The following is a 24,639-nucleotide window of genomic DNA, read 5'->3' as shown; positions in this document are numbered from 1 at the left end:
CATTTTTATATTATTTCAAACTTCTTCCCAGCATTTCTGCTTCTTCAAGAATTGGGTTTCCATCAATTTCATTTTTATTCATTACTTTATCAGCTATAATAACTCCTTCATCTTTTAACTTCATATAGTTTGTGATGATATTATAGTTATCCACAGTTAGTTTTCCATCCTCTTGCACATTTCCACCTAAAGAAGCTAGCAATGCTGAAGAAGTAATTGGTAATGGTTTTGCAATTGATGCATATAAACGATCAACTACTGCTTTTAACTGTGAAGTCATATTCCAGTAATAAACTGGTGTCGCAAACACAACCATATCTGCCTGATATAATTCTTCAAAAATCGCTTGCATTCCATCCTTTTGAATACATTCTCCATTATTACGCATACAGTAATCACAACCCAAACATCCTTTTACTGGATAATCAATCACTGACATCTTCTTTACCTGATGTCCTGCAGACTCTGCCCCTCTAATGAACGCATCAGCTAATTTTTCACTGTTCCCATTCCTTCTTGGACTTCCGCTAAGTACTACTATTTTTCTCATATGACAATCTCCTTTGCTTTATGTACGATGTCATTATATAATGTTGCTATAAAGATAACTAGTATGCACTTTTTTGACATATACTATCTTGGAGGAAAGTACTATGAGTGATAATAAATATTCCAATTTGGATGTACAAAGTTTTCCCTTTCGATATACATTATCGATTATTGGTGGTAAATGGAAAATGTTGATTCTATATATTATTTCAGATCATCAGCCAATTCGTTATAATGAGTTGCAGCGTAAGATTGGAAAGATTACTTATAAAACGCTTAGTGTTCAGTTAAAAGAACTGGAAGCGGATGGACTTGTGACTAGAGTAGAATATCCACAAATTCCACCAAAGGTTGAATATAGTCTTTCGGATAAAGGTCAGTCATTGTTACCTGTGTTAGACGCAATGTGTAACTGGGGACATGATCATATTCCTGAAAACTATGAGACAAGCTTTATAGAAAAAAAGACTGAAGATGAAACAGTAACTTACTGATTGTCTTCAGTCTTTTTGTTTTATGTTTTAGAGAATACATAATCAAAACCTTCACCTTTAGCTTCTACTGCATTTGTAGTAATCACAAATGCGCTAGAGTCAATCTCATCAATTAGTTGAATTAGTTTCATATATTGTTCTGACTTCACAACACAATAAATCATCATCTTAGATTCTTTGGTATATCCACCATGAACCTGTTCTATTGTTGTTCCGCGATTGATTTCCTGATGAATTCTTGTATTAATTTCCTCGTATTTATCAGAGAATATTTTTACCGCTTTATTGCCGTCACTATCAAAACTCAATACTTTATTCACCATAAATGATGTTGCGATGATTGCAATATATCCAATTAAAACCGATGCTATACCACAAGTAAAGAAACCTAATACTGCGATACAGGTATCAAGAAGTAAAACTGCACTACTTACTTTTAAATGGAACAGTTTATTTAGAATGAGCAATATTACATCCATACCTCCTGTGCTGGCTCCACAACGCATTACAATCCCTAAACCAACTCCACAGATTGCTCCACCATAAAAAGAGGCAATTGCTTCATCTACAACAATCAATGGCATATGTGCTTTAACTATTGTTAGTAAGATGGGATAAGCAATGGAAGATACGATGGTTTTTGCCGCAAATTGTTTTCCTAATATAAGAACACCCAGTAGAAATGCGGTTAGAATAAAGCCATTAATGATGAACTCTTTTTCGATATGAAAGATTGATTCCGTTGCCACTGCAAACCCTGCAATTCCTCCAGATAAAATTCCATAAGGAAGAATAAAAGCTGAGACACCTACCGCAAGAATGAAATTACCAACAATGATCCAAAGAATGTTTATTAATTTCTTTTTCATTTTAGATATGAAAAGAAAAAGGAAGTGTTCCTTTTTCTATCATTTTCTGGAATTGTACAATTCCTCAGCTTCTTTCAAAACTGAAGCTCCATTCATTCTTCCATAATCTACTGGCTTGATCATTGCTACTGGTGTTTTCGCATCATACTTCTCTTTGATTTCATCAAATGCAAATGCTACTTGTGGGCCTAACAATAATATATCAAACTCACCAACATACTTGTCTACAGAAGATGTATCCACTGCCCAGATTTTGTACTCTTTACCTTGTTTTGCTGCTTCTTCACGCATTCTCTCTACTAGCATTCCAGTAGACATTCCCAAGGCACATGCCAACATAATTCTCATACGATGTCCTCCTTATCATTACATAAAACTATTTGAGTAAATTCTTCAATTGTCTCTTTTAATCTGATATTCTCATTTTTCTCTTCTATTCTATTTCTGATATCAATTGGAATAGCATCTACTCCCTGATATCCACCAACAATTGCACCAAGCATAGAGGCAATTGTATCGCTGTCTCCTCCTGCATTAACTGCGCAATAAATAGATTCCTTTAAGTCTCCTTTTGTATATGCCAGAATTGCAAATACTGCCGGTATGGATTCAGCCACCTGAATTCCTGTACCAATATCGTTATTCAATGCAGCGAACAGTTCTTCTTGATTTGTACATTTAGATCCAAGGTTTACTGCATATTGAATACGATTTTCAATTCTTGGGCCAAAAGTTGCATATCCTTCATTACTGACTTCTTCCCACGTAATCCTTGCACCTGCTAGTGCTTGCTCAATTATACTATTAATCGTTGCTGTCTCACGTTGTGCCTCACTTATTGCACAAGCAATTGCAGATGCTGCTGATACAGCAGATGCATTGTAATGGGTTGGCCAGCATAAATCTTTTGTATATTGGATTACCTTTGAATTATCATTACCTCCAAGAAGAGCAATTGGAGAGATTTTCATGGCACCACCATTGGTGTTTTTTCCTTGAAAATGGAATAGTTTATCTCTTTCTTCAACAATACTTCCTTGTCTTAGACGCTCTATTGCAGCTTTGGTATTTGAACCAGCATACTTCACAAATACTTCTTCGTCCTTTGACCAAGTAAGGATTGCTTTAATCGCAATATCACGATTAAAGCTTCCTTTATTTTTTATAATTTCCTGCATCACATAACAGCTGGATCCAAAATCATCAGTAACACTTCCAGGATCGATGCTGTTTGTAATTACACTTATTGAATCTGTATACTCATGTACTCCCTCAGGAAATTTCTTCTTTATTTCTTCATAGGTACAAAATTCTGTTACTGCACCTAAGGAATCACCATAAGCAGCTCCATATAATGCACCTAAGACTTTATTATGCTTCATCTGTATAAACACCAGATTCTCGTTCTGATTTATCTTGTACACTTAAGAAGAAATACCAGATGGCCACCAGAACTGGAACACATAACAATTGGATTACTCCAGTCAAGATATCATTGGACCCAAGTATTCCATTTAATCCTAGTGGAATGGTAATTGGTAAATCAATCCCTGTACTAAATGGTACAATTCCAGCCACTGTTACCAGATAACCAACAGTACCACTAATTAGTGGAGTAAGAATCATTGGAATTAACATAAATGGGTTTAGTACGAGTGGTAAACCAAACATTAATGGTTCATAGATATTAAAGAATCCAGGTACTGCAGAAATCTTCAAAACTTCTTTCCAGTCTTTACGTTTCTTTCTGTATAACCATAATGCAATTAGAAGTGGAATTGAAATCCATCCTCCAAACCAGATCCATGTGTTTACAAATCCTGATGAAATCAGATTTGGCAATGCTTTTCCTGCTGCTAAAGCTGCAATATTTTCAGCTGCTGCCGGTTTCCAGAATGGTGAGAATATACTACTAACCAATGTTTGTCCATGCAATCCAAAGAACCAGAAAATATTATTAAGTACACCTGCAACAATTGCCGCAATTGGACTGTTTCCTAATACTGACAGTGGTTGTTGAAGCATTGTGAATAAGAATGCGCCAATCGTTCCATATGATGTTTGTTTGAATGCTGCACAAATAATCAATGCAAATACCATACATAATGTTGATGGTATAAATGATGTAAATGAATCTTGAATTGATGCTGGAACACTGCTTGGTAAGTTAATTGTTAATTTATGATTTACTGCCCAGCGATATAGTTCTGTTATTACAAATGCCATAATCATCGCAGTGAAGATGGCTGATGAACCAAGTTGAGAATGTGACAAGGCGCCTTCAACAACTTCTCCACTTTCCGTAATGATTGATGTTGGAATAGTAATCAACATACTAACTAATGCGGTCATAGCACAGTGAATTTTATTAATACCATAAGTCTTAGCTAAACTATAAGATATTCCAACTACTACAAATAATGAATATATACTATTTGAATATACCGAAGATGGTGCCACAAATGTATTGATCATCTGTAATGTAGATTCTGAAAAGATATCTGCCAAAAACGGCATCGAAGCCAATGCAGTTAAAATAGAACCAGTCATAGTAAATGGTAATGCCAACATGAATCCATCACGCATTGCCTTAATATAATTGTTTTTGTTCATTTTGTTTGCAATAGGCATTAAAACCTTTTGTAATGCTGTAACAAATTTATTCATATTTTTCTCCTATTTTTTTCCTTGATATTCCCTTACTTTCTCCCTTTATCTCTTTAAGTTATATATTTCTCTATACAAATGTATCATTTCTTTCGCCTGATCCATTGTAAGTAATGCCATATTTAAATGGTCTTGTGCATGTACCATAATTAAGGTAACCTCAGGTTTTTCTCCTCTTGCTTCTCCCTGTATCAGATTCGTTTGTATCTGATGCGCTTCAGTCAGGGAATCTTGTGCATTATTCACATGCTGTTGTGCCTCTTCAAAATCGCCTTCACGTGCCTTTCGAATTGCTACCATTGATTCCGACTTAGAATTTCCGGCAGCCAAGATTAGTTGAAAAGACACCTCATAAGTCTCATCCATATTATTCACTCCTCATTTCCTTCTCTATCTGATTAAAACAATTTGCCAATGTCTGATAGTCTCTTGTTCGTATCATCTCATTTATATAAGCTGGGTTTAGTAACAATCGTGAAATCATTGTTGAAAAAGATTCCATATCTTCATCACGTTCTTTTTTCATCGACATCATAAAGATAAATTGTACCTCTACTGCTTCCCACCTTATTGGCTCATCTAAAATAGCAATACAGACAAACGTTTCATCACCAAGCACTTCACTAGGATGTGGAATAGCAACTAGGTTTCCAAACGCTGTTACTGCCATACTTTCTCTCTTCATTACCAAATCATAAAAATTATCTGGTATTGTTTTTACTTCTTTAATTCTATCAACCATTTTTTGAATTACTTCTTCTTTGGTCTTTGCAGATAAACTACTGATAAACAGACGTGGATCAAAGTTCTCGCTAAATGAAAATGATGTTTTTCCACTTAAGAAATTCTTTAACGCTTTTACATCACCATCATCAAGAAAGAACTGTACTTCTAAGATTGGTTTGGGTACACTAAATGGAATTGGCACCGTTGTGATTACATAATCAACAGTGTCAAAATCAAAAAACTTTAACTGTCCTACATCACAGGTTTCAATCGTATTCAGATACGCACCTACTTCGGTTTCAAATTTGTATACTAACAGTGAAGAACTACCTCTTCCTGTTGCACAGACAATCACAATATTCTTTTTTGAAATCGTACTTTTATTTCTTTCTAATGCCAGATTAAAATGCAAAGCAATATAACTTATCTCATCTTCATAAATATCCTTTTGATAATGTTTTCTTAAAACCCCGCAGGCTGATGTTGCCAGCATATAGGCTAATGTATATCGTTGCTTGATTTCACTTAACAGTGGATTCCTTAAATACATATCATATTTTAGACGAATATCCATTGGTACCAGATGTAATGCCAGACTCATCCTCAGTTCAAAATCATTGGTCAAATCAATGTTATAGCTACTCTTTATTTCTGATAACATATGTTTTACAATCTTATCAATTTCTGTAGTAACTACAAAGTTCTCTTCCTCTGGTTTGATTTCAATAAACTGTTTTCCAGAGAAGTGTATTGCCAGATAACCAATTTCTGATTCTGGTATTTCAATATCAAAGATTTCTTCTAACTCTGCAACTACCTTCATCGCTAAGCGATACTCATCACTTTTCTTCATATCTTTTAATTGATCTACATTCATTGGAACATAATGTCCTTCTTTAATACGAATCATTGCAATATAAATATGAATCAGTAAGTTGTGATAAGTAACATCACTAATTTTGATGTTGGATTCATTCAGGTGTTTTGATACACAATAATTAATCTTACGAACTTGTTCGTTGGTATCTTCATGATAGTTAAAATCTAATCTCTTAATTGTATGCGAGGCAGTACAAAGTCGAAAATCAAATTCTTTTCCTTCTACTTTGATGCCATAATTTGGACGGGTAACTAACGTTAAATTGAATTCTTCCAGAATTGTTCTTACTTCTTTTAAATCCTGCGATACACTAGATTTAGAAATGTATAGTTGATCAGCTATATCATCAATCTTTATGTACTTGTCATTATTTAGTAAAAGTAATTCCAATTGAAACTGAATGCGATCTTCCTTTGTCATTGGATGATTGATGATTTCCTGATTTAATTCCACCTTAAAATCACGAAGTTTCTTTTCATCATTCACAATCAGAGAATATCCTATTCTTTGCTTTGAAATAATCTCTGCACCATGATGATTCAAAACTGCACCAAGTTTCTTTAGCTCTGTTCGAATTGTTTTAGGACTGACATATAGTGCTTCTGCCATGGCTTCGCTTGTTGCGACCGTATGTTCATCCAAGTAATCCATAATATCGATCCATCGTTTACTCATCGTATTACCTCTATCCACTTTCATTATATGTTTGTACTTCTATTATCTCCATAGGAGAAATTACCGAATTAAAAAAGGTAATCTCTGTGACTACCTTCGCTTTATACTATTATGATAACATGAAATTATCGATTTTTTAATGTTGTGTAGTGATTTTACACATTAAATCTAAAGTGCATGATGTCTCCATCCTGTACAATATATTCTTTTCCTTCAGAACGAAGTTTACCTGCATCCTTTGCAGCCTGTTCACTTCCATATGTATCCATATCTTCAAACGAGATTGTTTCCGCACGGATAAACCCTCTTTGAAAGTCAGTATGGATAATACCAGCACATTGAGGAGCAGTCATACCTTTTCTAAATGTCCATGCACGTACTTCTACTTCACCAGCAGTAAAGTAAGTACATAAATCGAGCATATGATAGCTTGCTCTAATTACTTTATCCAAACCACTTTCTTCAATTCCTAATTCTGCCAGGAACATCTCTTTTTCTTCTTTATCCAATACTGATAGTTCTTCTTCGATTTTAGCCGAGATAGAAACTACATCATTGTTTTCACTTGCAGCTAATTCTTTTACTTTACAATAGTGTTCATTTTTATCTGGGTTATTGATTTCATCTTCACCAATGTTTGCTACATAAATCATTGGTTTTAATGTAAGCAATTGAAATCCTTTTACTACTGCTGATTCTTCTTTATTTAGTTCTACACTACGAGCTGGTTTTTCTGCTTCCAGTGCTGCCTTTACTTTTTCAAGCACTGCTTTCTCTGCAATACCTTCTGCATCTTTTGCTTTTGCCTTACGTTCTACTTTCGACAGACGATTTTCAATTGTCTGTAAGTCTGCCAAGATTAACTCTAAGTTAATAATCTCAATATCACGAATCGGATCTACACTACCTTCTACATGGGTAACATCATTGTCTTCAAAACAACGTACTACATGACAGATAGCATCAGTTAAACGAATATTTGATAAGAACTGATTTCCTAGTCCTTCTCCTTTACTTGCACCTTTCACAAGACCTGCAATATCTGTAAATTCAAAAGTTGTATAAATTGTTTTCTTTGGTACTACAATTTCAACTAAACGATCCACACGATAGTCTGGTACTTCCACTACTCCTACATTTGGTTCTATTGTCGCAAATGGATAGTTTGCTGCTTCCACCTGTGACTTTGTAATCGCATTAAATAATGTCGATTTTCCTACATTTGGTAATCCTACAATTCCTGCTGTTAAAGCCATTATTTCATCATCCTCTCAACTTTTATAGTTTACAATCTTTTCCTTAAATAAGCAAGATAATAAGCGACTTTATGCCTCATTCTACTTCTTACCTAAAAAAGATAATTACAGGTTTATGTAATTATCAATATTGTTTTATTTTAAATCGTTTTCAACTGCTTTTCCTTCCGTGTCATAAAGCCAGCTAAAGTACTCCTTTAAGCTGTCTACAGATACCTTATCTTTTTCCATAAGTTCTTGCGCTTCGCCTTCAAAGTTGTTTATTAGTTCACCTAATTCACCACTACAGGTATCATTTTCACCAACAATAGCGATACAGTATTCATCACCAAGAAATGCAGTAATCTCTTTTGTATCTTCTTTGAGGTTATTTACATAATAGAGTGAAGAATCACTTGTACGTTTTCCAATTGTCACAAGTTCCACTTCACCATCTTCATTTAAATAAGCATGATAGAAGTGTCCATCTTCTGCTGTAATTGTAATTAGTATTGTTTCAAACAATACTTCTTCATCACTACATTCATCACCTGTTTCAAAGTTCTCACAAACTACATCTTTTGAATATGCATTATTCCCATAATCAAAGCGATATAAAGTTTTAAACCCATTGTCTTCAAAGTTGCTATATATAGTAGTATTTGCGCTATCTTCTGAAGTTTCTTTTTTATCTTCACTACATCCTGCCAATACGATTCCCAATATTAGCATTACACTTAATAATCTTTTCATGGTCCCCTCTTTCCTGAACGTTTTTACTTAGCTTTTTCTTTCTTTGTATCCTCGCAAGTATATCCTTGATCTTTTAACGATTTGATTGTCTGTTTTAAAGAAATATACTCATCATCTTTTGGCATTTCATCAAAGACACTAATCTTTTCTTCATTCTCAATTGCTTTGGTTATATCAATTGTCGTTGTTGATGAAAGAACATTATCTTTTAATTCCCAGTCAAAGCTAACACTTTCACTGCACTTGTCTCCAACTTTTTCGCCACATTTCTTTTTCTCTTTATAATCTTCTACTCTTGCATCGATATCACTTTGATAACGTTCTACGCTTTCAAACGTAAATGATTCAGAGTCTTCTATTGTATACAGTTCATCATCACCAGCTGTTAATTTAATCTTCTGGTCAATGGTAATTCCTGAATCTGCATCATTGAAGGTACATACAGTTGTACTCTTCTCTGGTTCTTCTTGGGAACAACCTACTGCCAAGAACAAAAGTGATGCAATCAATAATCGTTTACTCATCACCTTCACCTGCTCTCTTTACAACTTTCTTTAGTTTCTTTTCAAATTCTCTACGTGGAAACATGACTGATGATCCACAACCTTCACATTTGATTCGAATATCTGCTCCCATACGAATGATTTTCCAATAATTACTTTTCTTACAAGGATGTGGTTTCTTCATCTCTACAATATCATTTAAATCGTATTCCATGATTATTTATCCTCCCTTTGTCGATAAGCTTCTAATGTGTTTTCAAGTAACATCGCAATCGTCATTGGACCGACACCTTTTGGAACTGGAGTTATGTATTTTACTTTATCAATACAGTCATCAAAGTCTACATCCCCACAAAGTTTTCCATCTTCACCACGATTTACTCCAACATCAATTACAACAGCACCTTCTTTAATCCAGTCACCTTTTACCAACTTAGCAACTCCAACTGCAGCAATTACAATATCTGCCTGACTTGTTGTTTTCTCAATATCTTCTGTTCTTGAATGAGTAATGGTAACGGTAGCATTTTTATTTAAAAGCAATTGAGCAATTGGTTTTCCAACAATATTACTACGTCCAATTACAACTGCTTTTTTACCACTTAAGTCATCATATCCAATTTCTTCCAGCATCTTCATAATTCCTTTTGGTGTACAAGGTAATACTGTTTCCTCACCAATCAGCATCTTTCCAATATTGTATGGATGGAATCCATCCACATCTTTATCAGGATTGATACTAAATAGTACACGGTTGGTATCTATGTGTTTTGGTAGTGGAAGTTGAACCAGGATACCATCTACATTGTCATCATAGTTCAATTCCTGAATTACCTGAATCAGTTCATTTTCACTAATTGTATCTTCATAGCGAAGAGTACTGTTCTGCATCCCAACAGCGATACTCGCTTTTTCTTTTCCTGCAACATAGGATTTACTTCCTACATCATCTCCTACTAATATAACAACTAAATGAGGAAGTCGTTTGCCTTCTTCTTTCAGCTGATCGATTTCTACTTTAATTTGATCTTTTACTTTTTGTGCAATCACATTCCCATATACTATTTTATCCATTTATAACTCCTCACTATCTAATACGATTGTTACTGGTCCATCATTTAGAAGTTCTACCTTCATATCGGTACCAAACTCACCACATTCTACTTTTGTTATCTGTTTTGATAACAGTTCATTAAAATATTCATACAATGCATTTGCTGCATCTGGTTTTGCAGCATTGGTGAATCCAGGACGGTTTCCCTTCTTACAATCTGCATATAATGTAAACTGTGAAATACTAAGAATCGCACCATCTACATCTAAAAGACTTTTATTCATCTTCTGATTTTCATCTTCAAAAATTCGCATATTAATAATCTTATTCGCAACTTTTTCTACTATTCTTTCATCATCACTATGGGTGATTCCCACAAGCAGTAAGAATCCTTTATCAATAGCTCCAATTATGTTGCCATCAACCTTTACAGAAGCGAAACTTACTCTTTGAATAACAACTTTCATACCTATCTTTACTCCTCTTTATATATCCCATTAAATAACTCATATAATTCAGGGAAATCTTTCTTTAAATGGTGTGGTCGATTGAAGTATGCATCACTTACTTCAGCAAAAAACTCACTGGCATCACTTCTTGCATACATAATATCAATTACACCATGTAACGAATTAAATCGATCATCTTTAATCATACTTTCATATTTTGCTTTAAACCATGACTGTCCACTAATATATCCATTTCGAAAATCATAGTTATGTGCCAGTTCATGAGTTATTACTCTCTGTAATCCATAAATAGAGGAATCAACATATATATTATTATCAATGGATGTTGCAAAGGCAATTGCTTGTTTTACATTCATTCGCTCTTTAAGCGATTCAAATTCATCATGCGTACACAAATGAATCAGTTTTGTTTCCTTCAATAATATTTCTGGCTGGTTCTCAATACATTCACGAATAATATAATCAATCTTATCTTCGGATATATCACCAACAATATTAATTGGCGGTAAGTCATCCATTTCAAGATAATCACCATCTTTGATATCAGCCAAAGTATCGTAACCTGATCGCTGTGGTTCTCTATTTCCAGACGCAATCAAGACACCAAGCACTACCGTTAAGATAACAATTGGTAATAATATTCTTCTTGGATTTCTTCCTTCTTCGTCTGCTCTTCGTCTTCTTACCATTGATACAATAATGTAAGCTGTAATTACAACAGCATAAATTACAATACCATAAGAAGGTATATTGGGTATCATCAAACTCATCTCTCCATATGCTCCATCTGAATTTGATAATGCTATTGATCCTAAAAATACTAGACAAAGAATAACTGACAGCACTGCTGCTATCATTATTACTTTTCTTTTCATCTTCACCTCAAAATGTCTGTATCAAATAAATACAGACAGACATTTACGATAGTGTATCAAAGATTTCCTTGATTCTTTTCGCCAGTCCTTTTGTCTTTTCTATACTTAATGAACATAAAGCGATACGAATCCCTTTATTCACTTGTACTGTATAAATATGTTCTTTCATGCAAGCTTCATGAAGTTTTGTACATAAATCTTTATCTTCAATCTTTAATGTTACAAAGAACCCTTCTTTATATGGATAGTGTTTTAATCCAACTTCTTTTGCTTCCTTTAGGAAAATCTTACTACGCTCTTCCAATAAAGAAACAAAGTAATCTTTTTCCTCCAAGTAATCATTCAATCCTTCAGTAGTTACATACACAAGGTTTTCCATCGCTGCATTTGGAATATTACTCCAGATTGCTCTGGCACTCTTTTCCATAACGATTTCAATCTGACGTACACTTTCGTCACTTTGTGCCATAATAACTGCAGCACCACAACGTAGCCCATATGCCGTTAATGTCTTACTAGAAGAGAAGGCAACGACGATTGCTACATTGTCACTAATTGCATTGAATGTTTCTAAATAATTACGACTGTTTTTAAAGTCATAAGAATAATCAATATAAGCAATGTCATTCAACATTACAACTGGTCCCTGTTCACCAATTTCATTTAGGAACATAACAACTTCTTCCCATTCTTCCTGTGATAAGGAATAACCAGTTGGATTATGACATGGATCATTAATGATTACAAGAACTTTCTTTTGCTTATCCATTACGCTTTTACATACTTCTTTAAAGGAAGCAATATTAAAGTGGTCACCTTCAAATAAGTTATAGGTTTCCACATCCATGTTGTTCATTGTTGCCATTAAACGATAAGAACCCCATGCAATATCAGGAATAATCAGAGTTTCTCCCTGATCTAATATATTGTTTATGGTTGTACTTACTGCACCACTTCCTCCTGGTGTCGCAATTGTACTATGTGCCAAACGCATATCAGCCTGTTGTACTACCCAGTTATATACCTGTTTACGGAAGTCAGGGTTGCCACTAAAACTCTCTGCATAATTTGCTTTGATCTTACTTTCAATTTCGTTATATGGTCGATATACCGAACGAAAAGCAACTAATTGTCCACTTTCATCATAGAGAGCTCCGATTGTTGCATCCACAACTGCGGCTTCTCCTAATTGTGCTTTGGCTTTTTTTGCCAGGTCTACTACTGCAAATACGTTATCGACGATTGGTGTATCGTCTACATGGTTACGAATAAATCTTGTCATAAGTTTTCTCCCTATTTCGTATAAGATCCCAGGATCTTTATATCTGTACAAATATCTTCAAGTTTCTTCAACATCTCTTTGGTCTGTTTACTTTCCAGTTCACCTTCCAGTTCCACATGGAAATAATACGACCATGGTTCATTTGGAATTGCTCGGGATTTGATGCTTTCCATATTAAATCCATAGGATGCAATCAGATTGATTGCTTCTGCTAAGGCACCAGTTTCATTCTTTGTTGTAAACAACATCTGGAAATTGGTTCCCTGTGGTTTTAACTGCTTACTGATTACAATAAATCTTGTGGTATTATCACCACTTGTATGAATGTTAGATTCCAGAATTTCCAATCCAAACAACTCTGCTGTTTCTTTGGATGCAATTGCTGCAAGATCATCACGGTCCTGTTCACTTACAAACTTCGCTGCAAGTGCAGTATTTGGATAAGGCATAATTTCATAGCCTCTTCCTTTTAAAAACTGTGAACTCTGTGAAATTGCCTGTGGGTGTGAATACACCTTTTTTATCGTTTGTGCGCTTGCACCTTTTTTTCCTAATAAGTTTTGATCTACTTTTAAATCATAGGTATCAATAATGTAAACGTTATATTCTCTTAATAAATCACTAACCTCTCCAACTTCTCCTGTAAAAGAATTTTCGAATGGAATAACTCCATAAGATACTTCCTGACTTTCAACTGCTTTGAAGACATCTTCAAAGGTTGGATAGGAGCGATATTTATGATTTTCAAATATCTTGGTTGAGGCAATGTAAGAAAATGCTCCATATGTCCCCTGATAAGCAATTACATCACGATTAATAATCTGTTTCTGATAGTCTTTTGAAACTTCAAGCATATGATGTAGAAATGATAAATATGAATCTCGATACTTACAGTCATTGATGTACTTCAAATTCTTATCAATTAGTTCACGTTCTCTTGAACTATCTAAGACTGGCATCTGATTGCTGAGTTTATAATCAACAACATCTTCTACTGCCTGCATTCTCTTCTCAAACAATTCTGCCATCTCTTTATCAATATGATTGATTTGTTTACGTGCATTTTCCAGTTTATTCATAGCATACCTCTTTGACCATTATTATACATCATTTTCACTGCTTTTTATTATTATTTCTAGCATTATTTTGCTTTCCCTGCAATTTTATTTAATTAAAGCGATTACATCCTTCAAATATCCAAAACGTGAAGTTCTTACACTTCACGTCTGATTTTTGATTCTAATGTTGTTAATAATTTATATTCTTTCTGATAACAAGCATCAATCTGTTTGCTTATTGATATCAGAGATGTTGCAGCTTTACTTTGGAATAACTTCCATAATTCATCAGCGATATCATCCCACAGAACTGATAGTTCAAGATAACCATTACCAACCATATCTAATTCTTTTATCTTCAGCTGTTCATTAATTTCAAGCAGAAACTCTCCATATAATTTACGAAAGATTCCTCCACCAGTTCCACCATCATGACTGATTTGAAAGTAGTTTGTTACTGCAGAATGTTCCAGTTTTTCTGGAGTGAATTTTTTCCACTTCAAAATTTCTTTTGAGAATTTTTCAACTCCAGTAATTCCCAGCATTTTTGTTGCTGGTCGTAACATCTGATTACAGACTTCCAGTATTGCTTCCTTAGCAACCTCATCCGAAGGAAATGTATAAGTACTTAAATCAAACTCAAGATATTTATTCTTGGCAGGGAATGGTCGATGAGAACTGTTTCTGGCAAGTTTCATTTCTTCATAACTTATCGTGTGATAATCTTTTCCTACACTACCCTGAGGGGTACGAATCGGTTGCAACTCACTATCACGATCACTAATATAGTATTCACTCATTTCATCATCATAACCAAACAAAGCAATCGCATGACCACCAAAGTGACTGTCCTCATTCATCTGCAAGTAAGATAGGTATGGCATATCTACATAAATTAGTAGTGGTTTATCCTCATCTAATAGCTGATGTGCTTTTGCCTCAGCCACTTCATAGTTCTTTGGTTTCTTACACACAAGTTCTACATTCAAACGCTGAGCTAGTTTTTCTTCCAATTCAAATACTTTGGTTCTTCCTGAAACCATTGGTGAATCTTTTCCATTTAAATACATAAATGATAATCCCGCTCCTAATCCAAGCAGCATTGCTTCACTAATATCAATTTTATAATATGCAAATACTTGCTTTAAAGCACTAGTAATACAATGCCTTCCACCAGTTGCAGGAAATCCCTTAATTATATGTTTCATTATTCTTCCTCTAAAAAATAACGAAGTATTGTCTTTAATTTGTCTGGTGCAGTTTTTCTGCTATCGTTCAAATAGATTTCACGATGTTCAAAACAACGTTGTTTCAAACCATGTTCTTTCATATACTCTTTCATGATATTAAAACTAGCAGTTTCATTATCATAAGTTCCATTATGTAAGATTTGAATAATCTTACCATCTTCTAATTCTTCAAACTTAATATTATCTAATAATGGTAAATTCTTTTTTAGTTTTACTTTTTTCAGTACTGTATCAAAGTCTTTCTGATTCACAAAATCTGGTTGTCTTATCATAATAGTATATGTGTATTTACTCTTATCATAAACATCGTCTGGATTCTTCGTACTCCAAATTCCTTCTAATGGATATACTCCATAATCATAATAACCTTCAATATCAACACCATTTCTTGGAGCCATACGAATTCCATAGGCAAGTGCATACAGAACTTCTACTCGGTCCGCAAACTCTTGTTCATTTGGATTCCCTTCACCTTTAATTGTTATATATTTTTGTTTTGGTACTAATTGCACTTGTGGTTTTGTCTTTGGTGCATATAGTTCTTTTTCTTCTTTTCGCCAATCATATTTCATAGTTTCTTCACTGGGAAACAACACTCGGTTGTCCACTTCTCACTTTCTTCTGTTTTTTCTGGGCCACTTAGATAGACGCAATAGAACTTACCATCTAATTTATAGCCATTCTGTTCCATCCACCTGATTGCCTCGGCATTTACATTTCCAATCTGTTCATAACTTCCATGGAATGTAATTGTCAGCACTTCTTCTTCATCTACTTCTTTAAAGGTTACATGTTTTGTATCCTTATATATATTATCGACACTGATTCTGATTTCCACATCTGGATCTTCTTCCATATATTCTTCATCATGGTAAATTGCCAACTTACGCATTGAGTTTGAAAACTTTGGTTGTTGAGGCATGATTTCTGACATCATCATTCCCCATAACCTACCTTCATCTGAGTATTTTGGAATTCTTTGTCTTAAAGAAGCAACAATATGTCCAGGAATATGTTTTAATTCCAATGTATATGTATGAATATTTGTTCCTCTGCTTAAGATTTCATCAATATCATCCAACATTGATAATTCTTTTTTTACTTTTTTATATTCCATTTCTTTTCTCTGCCTGCATGTTATTATAATTTGCTGCAATTCATCATTTACAATATCATCTGACATCATTCGTTTGATTTCCTGCAGTTGAAAACCTGCTCGCTGTAATGAAGTTATCTTTAAGGCATCTTGTAACTGGTTAGATGCATATAAACGATAACCATTATCATCAATCTGTTGTGGTGTCAGTAATTCTAACTTATCAAAATGACGAAGCATTCTTCCACTGATCTGTGTTAATTTTGAGAATTCTCCTATTTTAAACATGGGTTCCTCCTGAGCTCATCTTTATTCTATTCCTTGACATCGTGACAAGGTCAAGCCCTTTTTATTAATTATACAAAGAAATCTTATATTTATCATTTTTATCTGTTTCTTTATGAAACTTTTTTACTTGTTTGTTCGTCTTTAATTACGTAGGAAGGTGAATCTGATGATGGAAGATAAAAAAGAATTTGATATTGATCAAGCAAATAAGAAAAGAAAACGACTTGCTGGAGGATTGTTGGGTATTGAAATTGTAGAGTATCTGATTGTATCAAGTATAGCCAGCAACATGTCTGCAACAATCCCAATTCGCAGTTTCTGGGTATTTCTTTTTACCATTTATTTAGTTATATGTGCATACACTGGTCGACGATGGGGAGCAATAGCACAACTGTTTGTATGGTTCTTCTCTATCTTTGAGTTAATTTTATTATATGGATACCTTGGTTATAATTCTCACTGGGATCATATAGTTGTAATTACAACCATACTCATTATCGTAAAAGGTGTTTTGTATTTTTATTTAATTTTAAATCCTGAAATCAGTTATTCTTTTGAAATTACGAAAATTGATATTGTGAGAAGAAAACTTGCTGAAATGGAGTAATACAAAAGAATTTGAAACTTTCTGCCATCTGTTGATGTATTACAGATGTATAGGTGTTAATTTAGGAGGATTTTATTTTATGGAAAACACAAACACATTTAATCTTGAAAAGGCAATTTCAAAACGTAATAAGGTAGCAATTGCATTTGTCTGTCTGCAGCTTGTTGGTGTCTTTGGTCTTGCTTCTTATGCAAGTTCATTAGGACTTTCATTAGATAGCAGTACATTCTTTGGTTTGGTTATTAACTGGATTTTTATCGGATGTATTTGCAGTGGTCGTCGCTGGGCAGCTGTTACTATGTTGGTATTTTGGGTTATTGGCTTTCTTCAAGCATTTCAAATGTTTGATTATTTAGGTTATGATTCTAGTGCAGACATGCTAATTGGATTTTCATTCATTGTATCTATTTTAGAAGGAGCGCTTTTAATTTATTTAGTTGCAAATGCAGAAATTGGATATTCATTTGATGAAGCAAAAAGAGAAAGACTAGAAAGTAAATTATCAGAAATGAATCAAAATCAATAGTATATTAAGACAAAACGAAATGTAACAGTTTTCAAAGTTTATGAAAAAATTTCATAAACTTCTTGCATCTCGTTTTATTTTATATTATTATGTATACATGATATTAAGTACAACATTTTATTTTTATTTTGAATAGTCCCAGATCAACTAATACAAAGTTATTAGTTATTTCATATTGATTTGGGATTTACATACAGCACAAACTTCTAGTTGGTGCTTTTTTTATTAAAAGGGGGAGTTACCATGAAATTAACAGTAGATGTAAAACACAAAACCTATGACATTATCTTAGAGCGAGGATGTCTTAAAACACTCGATACCTATATTGATACAACAAAACGATATTTTATCTTAACTGATACAAATATCCCACAGTCGCTGATTGATGAGGTCGTTGCACAGTGTCCTAACAGCACCGTATATAAGGTAGCACCAGGAGAACAAAGCAAAAGTATACAAACATTTGAAGATGTCTGTCAGGCTTGTCTGGACTTCCATATGAGTCGTAAAGATACACTAATTGCTTTGGGTGGTGGTGTAATTGGAGACTTAGGTGGATTTGTGGCTGCAAGTTATATGCGTGGAATTCCATTTATTAGTATTCCAACTACTACACTTTCGCAAATTGACAGCAGTATTGGTGGAAAGACGGCAATTAATCTTGGAAAAGTAAAAAACATCATTGGTAGTTTCTATCACCCTGATTTAGTATTAATAGATTTTGATACTCTTGCTACTCTGCCAAAACGCCATATTCAAAGTGGGTTGGTAGAAGCATTAAAAGCTGGATTGATTCACGATAAGTCAATCTATGAAATCTTTAAGCAAGATGATTATGAAGATCATTTAGATGAAATCGTATACAAAGCATTGTGTATGAAGAAGTGGGTAGTGGAAGAAGATGAAAAAGAAGTAGGATTAAGAAAGACCTTAAACTTTGGCCATTCAATTGGACATGGGATTGAGGCATATTATAATTTAGAAACCTATTATCATGGTGAGTGTGTCGGTATGGGAATGTTGTACTTCTTAGATGATGATGAAGTAAAAAAAGAAGTAATTAAAATTTTGGAAAAGATGGGGTTACCAACGCATGCTGATTTAGATATAGATAAAGTATTTGATTATATTACTATGGATAAGAAAGCACATGCAGATACAATTAGTATTGTGAAAGTTCGTGAACCTGGTAAATCATATATAGAAGAAATGTCACTGAGTGAAGTGAAAGCTATATTAGAAAGGAATCCTTTATGAAAAGTACAATAGGAGAAGCAATATCGATTACCTTATTTGGGGAATCACATGGAAATGGTATTGGGGTATTAATTGATGGATTATGTCCTGGTATTACCTTAGATATGGATTACATTAATCATCAGCTTACTTTACGTAAACCTAAAGGTAGAATTTCTACAGCACGTAAAGAAAGTGATGAGATGAATATTGTAAGTGGATACTTTGATGATCATACTACTGGTACTCCATTATGTATCTTAATGGAAAACAGTAATACAAGAAGCAAGGATTACTCAAAAACGAAAGATTTGATGAGACCTTCTCATGCGGATTATACAGCGAATATGAAGTATCTTGGATTTCAGGATTACCGTGGTGGTGGACACTTCTCAGGAAGATTAACTGCTCCTCTTGTAGCTGCTGGTAGCATCTGTAATCAGATTCTTAAAAAGAAAGGAATCTTGATTGGTTCACATTTGAAGCAAATTAATAACTTAGTAGATGATAGTTTCTCACAAGATGAAAAAGAACTAATCCAACAGATTCACGAAATGAATCATGCTTACTTCCCTGTATTAAACAACAAGAAACAGGAAGAAATGATTCAACTGATTGAGCAACATGCAAACGATGGTGACAGTGTTGGTGGAATTATTGAAAGTACGATTATCAACCTTCCTGCTGGAGTAGGAGAACCATTCTTTCATTCCATTGAAAGTGTGTTATCACAATTAATTTTCAGTATTCCTGGAGTAAAGGGAATTGAGTTTGGTTTAGGATTCGATTTTGTGAATCACACAGGAAGTGAAGTGAATGATACCTTCTATATGGATAAAGAAGAAGTAAAAACAAAAACAAACAACAATGGTGGAATCAATGGTGGAATCAGTAATGGAATGCCAATAACATTAAAAACGGTATTGAAACCAACTGCTTCTATTTATAAAAAACAGGATACCATTAATTTCAAATCAAAAGAAGATACAGTCTTACAGATTGAAGGACGACATGATCCAGCAATCGTACACCGTGCACGTGTTGTAATTGATAGTGTAATCGCAATTGGATTATTGGATTTACTGACACAGCGATACGGTTACTTATGGATGGGAGAAGAATAATATGAAATACGGATTAATTGGGGAGAAACTAGGACATAGTTACTCAAAAATCATACATGAACAGTTAATTGATAACTACGAGTATGAATTACACCCATTAGAAAAAAATGAAGTAGATACATTTATGAAGGAAAAAACATTTTCTGCCATCAATGTAACGATTCCTTATAAACAAACAGTTATCCCATACTTAGATGAAATGAGTGATGCCGCAAAACAGATTGGCGCAGTCAATACAGTCATAAATAAAGATGGAAAACTGATTGGATATAATACTGATTACCTAGGATTTCAATACACACTGCAAAAACATGAAATTCAAATCAAAGATAAAAAAGTATTAATCATGGGAAACGGTGGTGCCAGTAAAGCAATTCAAGCTGTTATTCATAATCAAGAACCAAAACAGGTGGTGATTGTGGATATCGTAAAGACAAATGGAATTCTAAGTATCGAAGAAGTATATGCAGATCATCTGGACTGTGAAGTGATTGTGAATACAACACCAATTGGAATGTATCCAAATACCGATGGTACCAGCGTTGATATCGCAAGATTTAAAAACTGTGTTGCTTGTATTGATGCGGTCTACAATCCATTACGTACCGATTTCGTATTAACTGCTCAAGCACTTGGTATCAAAGGAATCAATGGTTTGGAGATGTTGGTTGCACAGGCAAAATACGCACTGGAATTCTTTAAAGATATTAAGATTGATGATAGTGAAATTGATCGAATCTACAAAGAAATTTTATTAGAAACAAGTAATGTTGTATTAATTGGTATGCCAAGTTGTGGAAAAACAACCGTTGGCAGAAGATTGGCAAAAAAACTAAATAAAGAATTTATTGATATTGATACTAGAATTGTTGATGAAATAAAGATGCCGATTTCTGAGTTCTTTGCGGAAAACGGAGAACCAGCATTTCGCGAAATAGAATCAAGAATATGTAAAGAAGTAAGCATGAAAGCAAATTGCGTCATCTCTTGTGGTGGTGGAATCGTAAAAAACGAAATGAACGTCTTTTACTTAAAGCACAATGGGTTGATTGTATATTTGGATCGTGACATCGAAAAGTTAATTAGTGATGATTCACGACCACTAAGCTCCAGCAAAGAAGCTGTGGCCACATTATGGAAAGAGAGGGATCCTCTTTATCGCAGCTCAAGAGAACTTGTTGTCGATAATAACGGATCAATTGAATCCACAGTACAAAGCATACGTAAAGAATACAAAGAACATATCACAGAAATCAATCGATAGGGGGAAAACAGATATGATTATTACAATTAAGAAGAACGCAAATAGCGAAGAGGTCAAGAAGTTAATAAAAGGTTTAGAAAGGCAAGGAGTTACAGCTTTTGAAATTCAAGGGTCTAATTTTGACGTTTATGGATTAACTGGTGATACATCAGCAATTGATGAAAAAGCGATTCAGGCACATGACTGTGTTGAGAATGTTACGAGAATTGCAGCAAAATACAAACTGGCAAACCGTTTGATGCATCCGGAAGACACCGTTATTGATGTCAATGGAATTAAGATAGGTGGACAGGAAAACATTGTTGTTATTGGTGGACCTTGTTCGGTAGAAAACCAAGAGATGGTAATCAAACTAGCGCAAGAAGTAAAAGATGCTGGTGGAGTAATGCTACGTGGTGGTGCTTACAAACCTAGAACAAGTCCTTACGCATTCCAAGGAATGCAAACGCAAGGAATTCTGGCAATGGTGGAAGCACGTAATAAAACAGGATTGCCAATTGTTTCTGAACTTATGAGCAGTGATAAAATTGAAGAATTTGAGGAACATGTGGACATTATTCAAATTGGTGCTCGTAATATGCAAAACTTTGAATTATTAAAAGAACTTGGAAAACGCACAACAAAACCAATTCTATTAAAACGTGGATTCTCTAATACCATTGATGAATGGATTATGAGTGCTGAGTACATTATGGCGAGTGGAAATGAAAAAGTAATCTTATGTGAACGTGGAATTCGTACATTTGAAACAGAAACTAGAAATACATTAGATTTAAGTGTAATTCCTATCATTAAAGAGAAAACACACTTACCAATTATTATTGACCCATCTCATGCAACAGGAGATTGGAAACTTGTGGAATCGGCATCATTGGCAGCAGTAGCTGCTGGATGTGATGGTTTGATTATTGAAGTGCATGATAACCCAGAATGTGCATTCTCAGATGGTGCTCAATGTCTGAAACCAAAGAAATTCAAATCACTTATCGATAAAGCTAGAAAGATTGCTCAGGTAATTGGGAGAGATATCTAATGAAGGCTACCATCTTTCCTTCTACCTGTAGTGGAACTGTAAAGATACCACCTTCAAAAAGTATGTCACATCGTGCCATCATCGCTGCATCGCTAGCAGATGGAAAGAGCACCATTTCAAATTTAGCATTTAGTGAAGATATAACAACAACAATTGAAGGAATGAAGAATTTAGGAGCGAAAATTACATGCTTTGATGATTCTATTGAAGTAGAAGGAATCAAAGACTTTAAACACTTAAAAGATCCAACCGTGTTTTGTAAGGAAAGTGGATCTACATTACGCTTCTTTATTCCTATCTTCTCTTTATGTAATCAGACAATTGCTTTTACTGGAGAAAATCGATTATTAAAACGACCACAAAAGATATATGAGGATATCTTTAAGTCACAGAATATTCCGTATATTCAAGATGATGAAAAAATTGAAATCGGTGGTTCTTTAAAAAGTGGAAATTATGAGTTAGATGGTAATGTATCTTCTCAGTTTATCTCAGGATTATTGTTTGCTCTTCCTTTATTAAGCGAAGATTCAACAATCCATATCAAAGAACCATATGAATCTCGCAGTTATGTGGATCTTACCTTAGAAATTCTGGAATTATTTGGTATTGAAGCAACTTATAGTGATTCAAATACATTGTTTATCAAAGGTGGACAGGCTTATAAAGCGAACGATTATACTGTAGAAGGTGACTTTTCTCAAACTGGATTTTTTGCAGTTCTTGCAAGTATCAGCAATGATCTTACATTAACTGGATTAAATCCACAAAGTAAACAAGGTGATAAGCAAATTATTGATATTATCAAAGACTTTGGTATTGAAGTAAAAGAGAACGCTGATGGTTATAGCATTAAAAAAGGTGAATTAACACCTGGTAAAATAGATTTACAGGATTGTCCTGACTTGGGTCCAATTCTTACGGTTCTAATGGCTTACACAAAAGGTGAATCAGAAATCTATAATGCGATAAGGCTTCGTTATAAAGAAAGTGACCGTATCGCTGCAATGGAAACTGAACTAAAGAAATGTGGAGTTGAAATCCATTCTACAGAAGGTGAAATTAAAGTAGTAGGTAATCCACCATATGAATGTAATGAAGAATTAAGTGGACATAAGGATCATCGTATCGTTATGAGTCTGGCAGTTGCAGCTACGTTATTCAAACAACCAGTAACCATTAATGAGGCACACTTTATCAATAAATCTTATCCAACCTTCTTTGAAGATCTTGCTTCTGTAGGTATTGAGGTGAACTATGAATAAGGATAAAACTTTTGCAATCGTTGGTTTAGGATTGCTTGGTGGTAGTTATGCCAAAGGATTAAAAGAAGCTGGATACAAAGTATATGGGATTGCAAGACGTCAGGAAACAATTGATTATGCATTAGAACATAGTTATATAGATGAAGGTTCCACAGATACAAAATTAGTAGAAAAAGCTGATGTTGTAATTCTATGTTTATATCCTTCCATTATGATTGACTGGTTAGAAGCAAATAAACAATATTTAAAGGATGGAGCTATCGTAAGTGACATCAGCGGGGTCAAAGCGAGTGTTGTGAAGCCAATTCAAGATATCTTGGAAGGACAGAACAATGAATTCATTTCGACTCACCCAATGGCTGGAAAAGAGTCTAGTGGGATTGAATATGCAAACACGGAAATGTTTCTAACTGCCAACTTTATTATTGTTCCTACTGAGGAAAATACTCAACATGCAATTGATGTCATGTGGGAAGTTGCGGAGATTCTAAAGTTCCACCATATAAGTATTCTAAGTATCCAGGAACATGATCGTATGATTGGTTTCTTATCGCAACTGACGCACGTTATTGCTGTTAGTTTAATGAATACTCATGATGATGAAAAACTGGTAGATTATACTGGTGACTCATTTCGTGATCTGACAAGAATTGCAAAGATTAATGAAAATATGTGGAGTGAGTTATTTCTCTTCAATAAAGAAATCTTATTAGAGGAAATTACATCTTTTCAGGAATCACTTCAGGATTTTAAGGATACTTTAGAAAATGAAGATACTAATAAAATGAAAGAATTATTTATTCAATCTACTAGTCGCAGAAAGAAATTTGATAAATAAAAACTTGGTTTGAAATCTTATA

28 protein-coding genes are annotated in these 24,639 nt (G+C 34.1%); 9 read left to right on the top strand and 19 right to left on the bottom strand.

Translation table 11 applies throughout. The features are described from left to right. Positions 1 to 10: 10 nt before the first annotated feature. On the bottom strand, positions 11 to 550 hold the full coding sequence (locus tag J2S15_RS08880; protein WP_307407454.1) for a flavodoxin family protein: 540 nt from the start codon (positions 548 to 550) through the stop codon (positions 11 to 13). Between the two features lie 103 nt (positions 551 to 653). Between J2S15_RS08880 and J2S15_RS08875 the strand changes: the two genes are divergently transcribed. Beyond that, positions 654 to 1,043, top strand: a complete 390-nt coding sequence (locus J2S15_RS08875; protein WP_307407452.1) for a winged helix-turn-helix transcriptional regulator — start codon at positions 654 to 656, stop codon at positions 1,041 to 1,043. Positions 1,044 to 1,063: 20 nt separating this feature from the next. On the opposite strand, the gene J2S15_RS08870 is transcribed toward J2S15_RS08875, so the two are convergent. The 18 genes from J2S15_RS08870 to J2S15_RS08785 form a co-directional block, all read right to left on the bottom strand. Then, positions 1,064 to 1,912, bottom strand: a complete 849-nt coding sequence (locus J2S15_RS08870) for a YitT family protein (RefSeq protein ID WP_307407450.1) — start codon at positions 1,910 to 1,912, stop codon at positions 1,064 to 1,066. Positions 1,913 to 1,951: 39 nt separating this feature from the next. Continuing rightward, the gene (locus tag J2S15_RS08865; RefSeq protein WP_307407448.1) at positions 1,952 to 2,260 is read right to left on the bottom strand and encodes a PTS sugar transporter subunit IIB; all 309 of its coding nucleotides are present in this window, start codon (positions 2,258 to 2,260) and stop codon (positions 1,952 to 1,954) included. Further along, positions 2,257 to 3,294, bottom strand: coding sequence for an ADP-ribosylglycohydrolase family protein (locus J2S15_RS08860; RefSeq protein ID WP_307407446.1), 1,038 nt, complete (start codon positions 3,292 to 3,294; stop codon positions 2,257 to 2,259). Before J2S15_RS08860 ends, J2S15_RS08865 begins: the two co-directional genes overlap by 4 nt. Then, entirely contained in the window at positions 3,284 to 4,579 is a 1,296-nt protein-coding gene (locus J2S15_RS08855) for a PTS sugar transporter subunit IIC (RefSeq protein ID WP_307407443.1), read from the bottom strand. The genes J2S15_RS08860 and J2S15_RS08855 overlap by 11 nt, the downstream gene beginning before the upstream one ends. Before the next feature lie 45 nt (positions 4,580 to 4,624). After that, positions 4,625 to 4,945, bottom strand: a complete 321-nt coding sequence (locus J2S15_RS08850; protein WP_307407441.1) for a PTS sugar transporter subunit IIA — start codon at positions 4,943 to 4,945, stop codon at positions 4,625 to 4,627. 1 nt (position 4,946) lies between these two features. Beyond that, positions 4,947 to 6,860: a BglG family transcription antiterminator gene (locus J2S15_RS08845; RefSeq protein WP_307407439.1), complete on the bottom strand. Its 1,914-nt coding sequence runs from the start codon at positions 6,858 to 6,860 to the stop codon at positions 4,947 to 4,949. Between the two features lie 155 nt (positions 6,861 to 7,015). Next, positions 7,016 to 8,116 carry a redox-regulated ATPase YchF gene (ychF, locus tag J2S15_RS08840; protein ID WP_307407437.1) on the bottom strand — a complete coding sequence of 367 codons (1,101 nt, stop codon included), beginning with the start codon at positions 8,114 to 8,116 and terminating at the stop codon, positions 7,016 to 7,018. A gap of 135 nt (positions 8,117 to 8,251) precedes the next feature. Further along, entirely contained in the window at positions 8,252 to 8,848 is a 597-nt protein-coding gene (locus J2S15_RS08835; protein ID WP_307407435.1) for a hypothetical protein, read from the bottom strand. 23 nt (positions 8,849 to 8,871) lie between these two features. Next, entirely contained in the window at positions 8,872 to 9,372 is a 501-nt protein-coding gene (locus tag J2S15_RS08830) for a hypothetical protein (RefSeq protein WP_307407434.1), read from the bottom strand. Further along, positions 9,365 to 9,565, bottom strand: a complete 201-nt coding sequence (locus J2S15_RS08825) for a DUF951 domain-containing protein (protein ID WP_307407432.1) — start codon at positions 9,563 to 9,565, stop codon at positions 9,365 to 9,367. Before J2S15_RS08825 ends, J2S15_RS08830 begins: the two co-directional genes overlap by 8 nt. 2 nt (positions 9,566 to 9,567) lie before the next feature. Next, positions 9,568 to 10,425, bottom strand: a complete 858-nt coding sequence (gene folD, locus J2S15_RS08820) for a bifunctional methylenetetrahydrofolate dehydrogenase/methenyltetrahydrofolate cyclohydrolase FolD (RefSeq protein WP_307407429.1) — start codon at positions 10,423 to 10,425, stop codon at positions 9,568 to 9,570. Next, positions 10,426 to 10,872, bottom strand: a complete 447-nt coding sequence (gene dtd / locus J2S15_RS08815; RefSeq protein ID WP_307407428.1) for a D-aminoacyl-tRNA deacylase — start codon at positions 10,870 to 10,872, stop codon at positions 10,426 to 10,428. It lies immediately after the preceding gene. A gap of 8 nt (positions 10,873 to 10,880) precedes the next feature. Further along, positions 10,881 to 11,750, bottom strand: coding sequence for a zinc-dependent peptidase (locus J2S15_RS08810; protein ID WP_307407426.1), 870 nt, complete (start codon positions 11,748 to 11,750; stop codon positions 10,881 to 10,883). Between the two features lie 43 nt (positions 11,751 to 11,793). Continuing rightward, positions 11,794 to 13,032 carry a pyridoxal phosphate-dependent aminotransferase gene (locus J2S15_RS08805; RefSeq protein ID WP_307407424.1) on the bottom strand — a complete coding sequence of 413 codons (1,239 nt, stop codon included), beginning with the start codon at positions 13,030 to 13,032 and terminating at the stop codon, positions 11,794 to 11,796. A gap of 11 nt (positions 13,033 to 13,043) precedes the next feature. Beyond that, positions 13,044 to 14,111 (bottom strand): chorismate mutase, encoded by a 1,068-nt coding sequence (locus J2S15_RS08800; protein ID WP_307407423.1) that lies wholly within the window; start codon positions 14,109 to 14,111, stop codon positions 13,044 to 13,046. A gap of 134 nt (positions 14,112 to 14,245) precedes the next feature. After that, a complete protein-coding gene (locus tag J2S15_RS08795) occupies positions 14,246 to 15,298 on the bottom strand; it encodes a BtrH N-terminal domain-containing protein (RefSeq protein ID WP_307407421.1) in 1,053 nt (350 codons plus the stop codon). Continuing rightward, the gene (locus tag J2S15_RS08790; RefSeq protein ID WP_307407419.1) at positions 15,298 to 15,912 is read right to left on the bottom strand and encodes a GyrI-like domain-containing protein; all 615 of its coding nucleotides are present in this window, start codon (positions 15,910 to 15,912) and stop codon (positions 15,298 to 15,300) included. Before J2S15_RS08790 ends, J2S15_RS08795 begins: the two co-directional genes overlap by 1 nt. Continuing rightward, positions 15,909 to 16,724 carry a MerR family transcriptional regulator gene (locus J2S15_RS08785; RefSeq protein ID WP_307407417.1) on the bottom strand — a complete coding sequence of 272 codons (816 nt, stop codon included), beginning with the start codon at positions 16,722 to 16,724 and terminating at the stop codon, positions 15,909 to 15,911. The genes J2S15_RS08790 and J2S15_RS08785 overlap by 4 nt, the downstream gene beginning before the upstream one ends. Before the next feature lie 169 nt (positions 16,725 to 16,893). On the opposite strand from J2S15_RS08785, the gene J2S15_RS08780 reads away from it, so the two are divergent. The 8 genes from J2S15_RS08780 (at position 16,894) to J2S15_RS08745 (ending at position 24,617) form a co-directional block, all read left to right on the top strand. Next, positions 16,894 to 17,331, top strand: coding sequence for a hypothetical protein (locus J2S15_RS08780; protein ID WP_307407415.1), 438 nt, complete (start codon positions 16,894 to 16,896; stop codon positions 17,329 to 17,331). 79 nt (positions 17,332 to 17,410) lie between these two features. Then, positions 17,411 to 17,857 carry a hypothetical protein gene (locus tag J2S15_RS08775; RefSeq protein WP_307407413.1) on the top strand — a complete coding sequence of 149 codons (447 nt, stop codon included), beginning with the start codon at positions 17,411 to 17,413 and terminating at the stop codon, positions 17,855 to 17,857. Between the two features lie 243 nt (positions 17,858 to 18,100). Next, complete coding sequence (gene aroB, locus J2S15_RS08770) at positions 18,101 to 19,114, top strand: 3-dehydroquinate synthase (RefSeq protein ID WP_307407411.1); 1,014 nt, start codon at positions 18,101 to 18,103, stop codon at positions 19,112 to 19,114. Continuing rightward, complete coding sequence (gene aroC, locus J2S15_RS08765; protein ID WP_307407409.1) at positions 19,111 to 20,217, top strand: chorismate synthase; 1,107 nt, start codon at positions 19,111 to 19,113, stop codon at positions 20,215 to 20,217. Before aroB ends, aroC begins: the two co-directional genes overlap by 4 nt. A 1-nt stretch (position 20,218) precedes the next feature. Beyond that, a complete protein-coding gene (locus J2S15_RS08760) occupies positions 20,219 to 21,481 on the top strand; it encodes a shikimate kinase (protein ID WP_307407407.1) in 1,263 nt (420 codons plus the stop codon). A 13-nt stretch (positions 21,482 to 21,494) separates the two neighbouring features. Further along, positions 21,495 to 22,514, top strand: coding sequence for a 3-deoxy-7-phosphoheptulonate synthase (aroF, locus tag J2S15_RS08755; RefSeq protein ID WP_307407405.1), 1,020 nt, complete (start codon positions 21,495 to 21,497; stop codon positions 22,512 to 22,514). Further along, positions 22,514 to 23,779 carry a 3-phosphoshikimate 1-carboxyvinyltransferase gene (gene aroA, locus J2S15_RS08750; RefSeq protein ID WP_307407403.1) on the top strand — a complete coding sequence of 422 codons (1,266 nt, stop codon included), beginning with the start codon at positions 22,514 to 22,516 and terminating at the stop codon, positions 23,777 to 23,779. Before aroF ends, aroA begins: the two co-directional genes overlap by 1 nt. After that, entirely contained in the window at positions 23,772 to 24,617 is an 846-nt protein-coding gene (locus J2S15_RS08745) for a prephenate dehydrogenase (RefSeq protein ID WP_307407401.1), read from the top strand. Before aroA ends, J2S15_RS08745 begins: the two co-directional genes overlap by 8 nt. The last annotated feature ends 22 nt before the right edge of the window (positions 24,618 to 24,639 follow it).

It is taken from the genome of Breznakia pachnodae (assembly GCF_030814225.1).
Classification (GTDB): Bacteria; Bacillota_I; Bacilli_A; order Erysipelotrichales; family Erysipelotrichaceae; genus Breznakia; species Breznakia pachnodae.
Note: the sequence above shows the minus strand (reverse complement) of the source record. Positions and strands in the feature narration are given on the sequence as shown.